The sequence below is a fragment of the Paenibacillus xylanivorans genome (assembly GCF_001280595.1).
Classification (GTDB): Bacteria; Bacillota; Bacilli; order Paenibacillales; family Paenibacillaceae; genus Paenibacillus; species Paenibacillus xylanivorans.
Window position 1 is genome coordinate 74,119 of sequence record NZ_LITU01000064.1, and the last position, 5,721, is coordinate 79,839.

6 protein-coding genes and 1 pseudogene are annotated in these 5,721 nt (G+C 45.4%); 4 read left to right on the top strand and 3 right to left on the bottom strand.

Annotation, left to right across the window (positions count from 1 at the left end; all coding sequences use genetic code 11):
* On the bottom strand, window positions 1-988 hold a 988-nt coding region (locus AMS66_RS17285; protein ID WP_053781984.1), incomplete at its 3' end, for a phosphotransferase.
* Window positions 978-2,147 (bottom strand): glycosyltransferase family 4 protein, encoded by a 1,170-nt coding sequence (locus AMS66_RS17290; RefSeq protein ID WP_053781985.1) that lies wholly within the window; start codon window positions 2,145-2,147, stop codon window positions 978-980. The genes AMS66_RS17285 and AMS66_RS17290, both read right to left, overlap by 11 nt.
* Window positions 2,148-2,341: 194 nt before the next feature.
* On the opposite strand from AMS66_RS17290, the pseudogene AMS66_RS17295 reads away from it, so the two are divergent.
* The 3 genes and pseudogenes from AMS66_RS17295 to AMS66_RS32355 form a co-directional block, all read left to right on the top strand.
* Window positions 2,342-3,271: pseudogene (locus AMS66_RS17295) on the top strand (aldo/keto reductase); the annotation flags it as partial.
* A gap of 52 nt (window positions 3,272-3,323) precedes the next feature.
* Window positions 3,324-3,782, top strand: a complete 459-nt coding sequence (locus AMS66_RS17300; RefSeq protein ID WP_053781987.1) for a DinB family protein — start codon at window positions 3,324-3,326, stop codon at window positions 3,780-3,782.
* A gap of 488 nt (window positions 3,783-4,270) precedes the next feature.
* Window positions 4,271-4,513, top strand: coding sequence for an NUDIX hydrolase (locus AMS66_RS32355; protein ID WP_330219328.1), 243 nt, complete (start codon window positions 4,271-4,273; stop codon window positions 4,511-4,513).
* Window positions 4,514-4,701: 188 nt separating this feature from the next.
* On the opposite strand, the gene AMS66_RS17305 is transcribed toward AMS66_RS32355, so the two are convergent.
* Window positions 4,702-5,154 (bottom strand): MarR family winged helix-turn-helix transcriptional regulator, encoded by a 453-nt coding sequence (locus tag AMS66_RS17305; RefSeq protein WP_053781988.1) that lies wholly within the window; start codon window positions 5,152-5,154, stop codon window positions 4,702-4,704.
* Window positions 5,155-5,303: 149 nt separating this feature from the next.
* Between AMS66_RS17305 and AMS66_RS17310 the strand changes: the two genes are divergently transcribed.
* A partial coding sequence (locus AMS66_RS17310; protein WP_144424523.1) for an SDR family NAD(P)-dependent oxidoreductase occupies window positions 5,304-5,721 on the top strand: 418 nt, incomplete at its 3' end.

A 5,721-nucleotide genomic window follows, 5' to 3' on the forward strand; every position in this document is an offset into this window, starting at 1 on the left:
TCCTTAGGAACGCAGCCCTCTGCCGTTCGTGGGATAGAATTTGCGGGAAATCAAGTTCGACCTTGCGCTTCACTTTCGCTGTTCTCTTGTCATAATTATCTATGAGTCTACATATGCCCCGGGGGAATCGAAGGAGCACCTTCAACATTTCGTAGTCCTCTCGCTTCAGCTTGAAGATAGTCTGATAACCATCCAAAAATGATTCAGCGACGGAGAAGTTCCAGTTGTGACCCTGACAAAAGTTATAAATAGCACGATTTAAATCATACGCTCGCAGATCCAGTCTCAACGTTTCAAAATCGATCAAACCGTTGCCTTTTCTCGTTCTGATCACATTGGTTGGACCGAAATCTCCGTGGCATAAAGTTGGCCTCGTTTTTTTACATATAGAGCGGTAGCTGCCCACTCGTAATTCCCGCATCGAAGTTTGCGCCATATTCAATAGTTCGCTGCCATACGTTTGGAGCAAGCGGTCAAGCGGACTATTAAAGCCGTTTCTTCTTGCCTTCCGGATGTTGGCGAGCAGCTTTCTCTGTTCAACGCGAAGTAAGCTGGGCCATGATCCCAGCATATTTTGCTTCCCGAGAGCTGGAATGCTAATCTGAGCACCATTCTGATGAAACTTAGCAAGCAAAATGCCGCATTCTCTCATTTGCTTTTTGGAAGCCGATGAGGGCCAGGGGCCATTCAGCCATGGGGTAAGAATAAAAGAAGTTGGGCTTTTTTGTTTTAACTTGGCAAACAAAGGTTTGCCAGGATTTTCGCGAAGGTTGCGCCAGCCGAGCTGAATTGATCCTTTGCGCTGTATCCGCTGCAGTGTCTTGTCAATCCAGCGTAGCTCGTTGGGAGAATTCGACATTCTCTTTAAACAATAATCTAATCCGCCCGCAGCTGTTATTCGATAAACGCCTTTTTTAATAACTTCCGTTCGTTTCGCTCGAATTCCGAATTTTTCGGAAAGCCGTTCGACTTCTAGATTAGTGCGCATGGTCGATCATACCTCCCTTATCTGAGGTGTTACTACCCTGGAGTTGTCGAAATAGGTGCTTATACCGGTTAGCAGCCTGCGGCCATTGATAACGTGACGCAAGCCGGCTACCAGCGGCAACCCGCTTGTCAGTGAGCTTTTTGTTGCTCCACATTGCTTTAATAGATGCGGCAATTGCTGTACCGTTCGCTCTGGATATCGTTTGGGCTACGCTGTTGTTCACAAAATCGGCAAGTCCTCCAGCCCGGGTTGATACCAACGGAATTTCACTGGCCAGCGCCTCAAGCGCTACCAACCCGAATGATTCCTGGGAACTGGGCATCACCACTGCACCATAAGTAGCATACATTTTCTGCACTTGGCTTTGACTGCGGAACCCGAGCCAACGCACCTCGGACGATATGTCGAGCTTTCTGGCAAGCGCCTTCAGTTGTAGTACATAACGGTTAGAACCTGTTCCGACCAAATCTAGCCAAACTTTATTACCATCTTGTTTCAATATTGAAATAGCTTTCAGTAGAGGTTCTATCCCTTTTAACGGAACGAGTCTGCCAACGTATAAAAGGTGTCGCCGTGATAGTCGTGTCTCTGATTTGTGCAAGACTATGCCATGGTTGACGACAGCGGTTTTTCCTGCGACGAAGGGATATAGCTTCTTTAGCTTGTAGAGTTCCGACCGGCTTGGGATGGTGATCTTACTTGTCTTCTTTAACAGTAAGACCTGTTGATCAATCCTTATCTGTTTTTTCTTGCTTACAGCACCCTTTTCTCGAGAAACCAGAGAGTGACTAGTATATATAATCGGAATCTGGTGTTTCGATTTATAATATTTCGATAAGTTGGCGAACTGCAAGCTGTGTACGTGAATTCCGTTTGGTTTCTGGATCCCTTGATGCTCAATCCATCGCTCTATAGCGGCGGGATTAAACTGTCGTGTCTTCATTGAGTAGTAGGGTGCTCTTGTCGGGAAGCGAACGATACACAGCCGCTCGCTTTTCGTAATACTGATTGAGGAATTACTGCTCTGGGTCAGGACGGTGGTATGAACACCGCTACGCACATACGCCTTTGTCAAATTAGTAACTGCTGTCCCTAATCCCCCAATAATATAAGGCTCGTATTCATTCGTGAGAATCCACAGTCTTCGGGGTTGTCTCAAGGTGATTCCTCCCTAATAAAAAACGGCTTTCTCCGTTTTTTTTCTCCTTGCAATCATAACTGCCACCATAGAATAGAATATGGTGCCTTGAGACTGTTGCTTGTGTAGAAGACTAGAAGGGGGAAACTAACTAGCAGTACAAGAAGTCGCTTCACAGATTTAACGTTTTATCATCCAAGAGTGATGCGGCATTAGACTTTGGAATCAATCTGATTGATACATCCAATATTTATGGGAAGGGAGAATCAGAACGTATTATCGGTAAAGCCATTAAGAACAAGCGCCAAGATGTTATGTTAGCGACTAAATTTGGAGCGGAAGCTGAAGCTGCTGATAAAATAAATCAAAGTGGTGCTTCTCGCCGTTGGATACGAACAGCTATCGAACAAAGCCTATCGCGTTTGCAAACCGATTATATAGATCTTTATCAGCTGTATCTTCCCTTTGAATTTGTTGCCTATGAGGAAATCCTAACAACGTTGCAAGATTTGGTGGTAGAAGGGAAAATTCAACATATCGGTACTTCAAATCATTTGGGATGGCAAATGGTTCAGGCCCAAAACATCAGTGAACGCTATCGTATTCAACGATTTGTGAGTGAGCAAACACCATATTCCATGATTAATCGAAGAATGGAATTTGAACTTGCTGAAGTAGCACAACGCTACGACCTTTCTCTATTTGTGTATAGTCCCTTATCCGGCGGCTTACTTACTGGGAAATATAAGGCTGGTCAGGCTGCGCAAAGCGACTCGCGTGCTGCCGTATTAAAGGGGCATGCTGATACATTAGATCCTGAGCTGGCTGAAAATGAATATAAGTTTAAAATTATTGAGAAGTTACAACAGTTGGCTAATGAAGCGGGGATTTCACTGGCGGATATGGCGATAGCGTTTACCCAAAGTCATCCGTCTGTCACATCTACTCTTTGGGGACCACGTACCTTTGAACAATTAGAAGTTTATATGTCCGGTTCGCAGATGAGACTCGACACCAATGTGCTGGATGCTATCGATGCCATTGTTCCACCGGGCAAACGTATCGATGACAAAGAGCAGACTTGGACTCCTGACTGGATGAGTACTGTAAAGCGCAGACGACAATTTCATAAAAGCTCCAATTGAAGCGATACAATATAGGGAGAGTGACGATCAGAAAATTTGGGAGGTTTATATAATGAGAGAGACTTTTGTATTCGAAACATTGGGCAAACATCGAAGTCGTCTGCTCAAGCTTGTTGAGGAATGTTCCATTAATAAGCGCAGTATAGTGCCTGAACATTTTAACAACAATCTGCATTGGCAGATCGGACATGTTCTTGTCATGACGGAACAATTGATTTTCGGTCTGATCAATCAAAATTCGGCTCTTCCCGTGCATTACAGCAAATTTTTTAGAAGCGGTACGCGACCGACAGACTGGGAAGAGGACGCCCCTGACTGGGATTTATTAGTGATCCAATTGAAAGAGCAACCAGACCGAATTCAGGAACGATTTCAGAACAAACTTGAAATGCCTGTAAAGGAGAATTTTCTTAAAGCTGAATGTACCGAAGAAGTGATCATCTCGAGTGTTCTGCATGAAGTTAATCATATCGGAAATATTTCCACCATGCTTAAATTGCTCCACGTCTGAGATGTTGTATTGAATGTCACCTCAACTCCGGGGATCGTTGAATATCGTGTGTTGAAAGGTTTTTTGCTTATGAGATCTGGTTGCTCATGTTAATCCATGGTCCGTCTTTCAACATCTGTACTTGCCTGGAAATTTCCTGTGATACGCAATGATCTGCTTGCTGTCCCATTAAAAGCTGTTGCCGTCTGTTGCTGATGTGAACTTTTCGCTGTTTGCCGCATTAAGCTGATCTGTACCCACATGTAGCGTTAAGTGATCTGAAGAAAAGCTCGCAGGAGCCCTTATTTACAGCATACCAACGATAGGAGCTCCGGTCGAAACGCTGCGTGCGAGTTTATTTGCACTTACAAAATGATGGTGTACATCGAAGGGGACTTTTGCCTGTAAGTCACGAATATGATATATGTACCAACAAATGCTAGAACGTGATTGTCTCGCAATTATTTGGAGTATTCTCAAACACAAGTGTTCATAAATGGCATGACAATGTGACTGATGTGCCAACGAAAGTGATGTTGGACTTTGTCTGTAAGCCTGTTGGCGGGCAGTTATGTACTTCCGAAGAGACATCAGATTGCCGCTGGGTCGCAAAGGATCAAGTGCTTGATATGATTACAGCCCCAGCTATTCGTACACGTTATCAAGCCTATTTAAATCTCGATGGGAAAATGCAATACATGGACTATGTTACTAAACCGAATTTTGAAGTGAAATTAAGTAGAACCATTTAATCTTAGCTTCTTTTGAATAAAGATACAAAGAAAGGGCCATTCCGCATATGGATGGCCCTAAAACTTGCCGTTACCGACAGCGCGGGGAACCGTACCACAAGTAGGGTGAAAAGGGGGTGAGCTACCCACTACTGGCGGAATAGCCGAATCAAATGGGCTGCCAGAAAAGCGATCAAGCCAACGAGGGTTTATCGGAGGCTAGGGTCGCTTTTTGTCCTTTCCGCCAGCTTCGTAATCGATTCAATGTCTTGATCGGTTAATTGATCCAGAAAATACTTGCGTATTGCCATTGAGACGATGGGTAGGGCCTCATCCAAAGCTGCTTTTCCGGCAGAAGTAATGATGACTTGGACACCACGATCTGCGTCTAATGGGCTCCTTATAACAAGTCCCCGTTTTTCCATCCGCGTCAAATGATGGGATAATCTGCTCTTATCCCAGTCCATCGAGTCGGCTAGTTCCTGTTGGCGAAGCTTGCCATCTCCGAATTGGACTAACCGATCTAGTATTCCAAAGTCTCCTTCTGATAGCCCTGTATGTTCAGAAAGCTCCTTAATAACGCGACCGAAGATTCGCTTAAAGGAGCCTTTCCACATATTCCAAATCCGCATTTCATCTTCGCTTACTTTGTTGATATCCATGCAAGTATAATATCATGGTTGACACATCAACCACAAGTTGTTAGCCTATATTTAGGTTGACACATCAACCCAAGAGAAAACTGTCGAGTGTAAAGTTGATGTATTAACCTGTATCGAGCAGTAAAACCCCACTAAAGGAGTTGTTTCTTATGCAGGATAAACCCGTGGCCTTGGTCACCGGAGCCAATAAAGGAATTGGTCTTCAAATCGCCAAAGATCTCACGGCGCACGGCTTCACTGTGATCGTCGGCTCGCGCAGTCTCGAGAAAGGGGAAACGGCTGCGAAGAGCGTAGGAGCGGATGCCCGCGCCCTCCAGCTCGACGTTACAAATCAGGATTCCATCTCCGCTGCGGCAGAGCGCATCCGGGGCGAGCTCGGTCGTCTCGATGTGCTCGTGAACAATGCGGGCATATCGCACCAAGGTCAGCCGGGCAGGCCTCTTGAGGAGATCGGGAAGTCAGGGCGCCCAAGCGTAGCCTCTCTAGAAGAGGTACGAGCAGTGTTCGAGACGAACGTGTTTGGCGTCATCGCCGTCACCCAAGCGATGCTGCCGCTCCTTCGTGAAG